Source organism: Corynebacterium sp. (assembly GCF_012838985.1).
Classification (GTDB): Bacteria; Actinomycetota; Actinomycetes; order Mycobacteriales; family Mycobacteriaceae; genus Corynebacterium.
This window is the reverse complement of record NZ_DUOE01000199.1, coordinates 1-2,580: the sequence shown is the minus strand read 5'-3', so window position 1 is coordinate 2,580 and position 2,580 is coordinate 1. Positions and strand designations below refer to the sequence as shown.

The 2,580-nt window shown below is 61.7% G+C and carries 3 protein-coding genes; 1 reads left to right on the top strand and 2 read right to left on the bottom strand.

Annotated features, from left to right (window positions below; translation table 11 throughout):
- On the bottom strand, positions 1 to 304 hold a 304-nt coding region (locus tag GXZ33_RS11335; RefSeq protein ID WP_291341177.1), incomplete at its 3' end, for a DUF1707 domain-containing protein.
- Between GXZ33_RS11335 and GXZ33_RS11330 the strand changes: the two genes are divergently transcribed.
- A complete protein-coding gene (locus GXZ33_RS11330; RefSeq protein WP_291341175.1) occupies positions 303 to 1,106 on the top strand; it encodes a hypothetical protein in 804 nt (267 codons plus the stop codon). The genes GXZ33_RS11335 and GXZ33_RS11330 overlap by 2 nt on opposite strands.
- 712 nt (positions 1,107 to 1,818) lie before the next feature.
- On the opposite strand, the gene GXZ33_RS11325 is transcribed toward GXZ33_RS11330, so the two are convergent.
- Positions 1,819 to 2,241 (bottom strand): hypothetical protein, encoded by a 423-nt coding sequence (locus GXZ33_RS11325; RefSeq protein WP_291341172.1) that lies wholly within the window; start codon positions 2,239 to 2,241, stop codon positions 1,819 to 1,821.
- Between the last annotated feature and the right edge of the window lie 339 nt (positions 2,242 to 2,580).

Genomic DNA, 2,580 nt, shown 5'->3' with positions numbered 1-2,580 from the left:
GCGGGGGAGCGAGGTACTGCAGCTTGATGCGGTGGAGTTCCACCGCGTCCTGGGTGGACCAGATCACGTCGCTAAGCCGGTCGAACTCCGCGAATTGCAGGCGCCCGGTGCCGACAAGGCGGGTCAGATCCGCCTGCAGCTGTTCCCGGTCTGAATCACGCGGGGGTACGGGGTGGTTGTCTCGGGCCGTCACCCCGCCCACGATACCGCTCGCCTGTCCATTCGATGAGCGGGAGGGCATGTCGGAGGTGCCGGATACGGTACGCAGGCATCGGCACAACAGCACAAGGGAGAAGGCAGCCATGGTCAACTGGCGTATCGAGGGTACCGACGAGCAGGGGCGCACCCGTTTCGTGGAGTACAAGCGCGGTGACTACCGGGCCGACCCGCTCACCGACCGTGAGCTCGGGGAGGAGGAACCGCTGTTCTTCCTGGGCCCGAGTTTCGCGCGGGGCAACCCCCGGGGCAGCGAGTGGAACTGGTTCCAGGCAGGACGACACCACCTGAGGTCCCGCGCCGGCTGCGGGACGGTCCAGGTCACGGGGCAGGAACCCGAGCAGCCGCTGGCGCACAGCAACTACGGGCCGGGCTGCTGCGTCACCGAGGAGGACTTCGTGCTGCAGTCCATCGCCGACCACAACCCCGTCGAGCCGCTCATCGAGGACATCTACCAGGTCTTCCGCCGCACCCGCGACTTCCCTCTCAAGGAGGAGCTGCCCCGTTGCCTGGCGGACGAGGTCGGACAGTCCTTCATCGACGACATCCTCGACGCCAACCCCGCGATCGTGCGGCGCTGCCGGGCGATCCAGTGGGTGCGGCTGCCCAAGGAACCCGGCGACTACTGCGAGCTGGAGGACTACCGTGCCTTCGTCGAGGAGGCTTTCGGCCCGCCCGCCGATGAGGCCGAGGTCGACCTGGCCGCCCGCTACCCGCGCATGTACGTCACCGAGACCCGTAACCTCCTGCGCCTGGAGGTCATCGCCCGCCTCGGCGACGCCCTGCGCCACAAGCTCCCCGCACCCCTGGCCGACGACCTGGCGCGGGCGGTGGAGGTTTCCCTGGCCACCCGTGACACCACCTGGCCGCGGTACCTGGACCGGGAGTGACGGGAACGTGGAATTGATCACCTAGCACCACGTGCTGCCACGTGGAGTCGAATGGCGGAATCAGTTTGTACCCCGCGCGACGCTCTGGCGTCTGACCCCAGAGATGATATTTCCAGGTTCAGTAGGTAGCCGAGACTAGCCGGAATTCAAGTGGTCCCGCAGCTTCTTCAGAGACTCGGCTTCTGAGGCAGGGCGATACTTGGCATGTTTGTTCAGCCAGGAAACTATTTCCTCTACCGCTTCTGCGTCGCATTCGGGTAGCCCTGGGTCAGTTGAGTCGCAGACCTCGTCGATTCGGGCGCTGAGTACAACTGAACTGTCGGGAATCGGATCGAGAGCCAAAATCCCATCTTTGATAGAACTCGGTGTGATTGTGGGTTTTCCCGTCGGGCTGAACCACAACCCCGTAAGCAGTCCGTACCTGTAGTTTTCGGGCCAGACTGACAGATCATCGGACGCAATGCACGGTTTGACCCCGTCGCGTTGCACCACAAATGTGCCCTGCATTGTCCTTTGTCCGACCGCAACGCCCAGTTCGCGTTGGTGACGCGGTTCGAGGCTCCGTAGATTGGCCGACTCGAGCCGGCGCCTGAGATCCCCAGAACGGAAAATGGACCAGTCATCGATAAGGTCCCTGATCAAAGGAGCGGGGCGGCCTTCTGAAAAATAGCCGAGTCGACGTACAGCCCATCGAGCCCAGGTCAGAGCTCCGTCAGTTGCTAAGAGGAGCATCTCGTCGTCGATCTTGGGCTTTGTCGCACGGCCGTGCCCTCCCCCAAAGTCGTTTCGGATTTCCCCCCAGGTTGCCGACCATTTTGCGTGCTTGATCGGCCATCTGCTTGAAGGGACTTTCGCGGGTAAGGCCGTAACCTGGCTGGTCAGATAAAAGATTGTGCGCGTGTTTGACGATGGTGCTAAAAGAGGCGGTATCCTTGGCCGGCTCGCCTTCAAGAACATATGCGACCCTGGCAATCGCTTCGACCAAGCATTTCAGATCCCCCAGAGCTTGGCTGTAATCTCCGGCGGAAACCGAGCGCTCAAATCTCGTTATTTCAAGCGAGATAGAGTCCCAGTGTTCAGTACCTAGAAACTCTGGCCTCTCAATTTCGAGATTCAACCCGGCGAGAACGGACATCCGCTTTACACACCTTTCGATGGCGAAGTGAGCACTTAGGAGATCCTACACCAGTGCTCCGATCGAACTCCTTTTGTTGAATCTAATCCTTCAAATAAGGGAGTTCGCGTGCCGTACAAAAAAGGGGCGTCGATAAGCACGCTGAAAACAGGAAGGCCCTGCCGAAGCAGGGCCTTCACCGGGGGATCACCTACACAGAGGTCGGATCATCCAGCTGGTACTTCTCGGCGGCCTGCTGGGCGACCGAGATGTCGATCTTGCCCTCGCGGGCCAGGCCCATGAGGACGGCGACGACGATGGACTCGGCGTCGATGTTGAAGTAGCGGCGTGCGGCCGGGC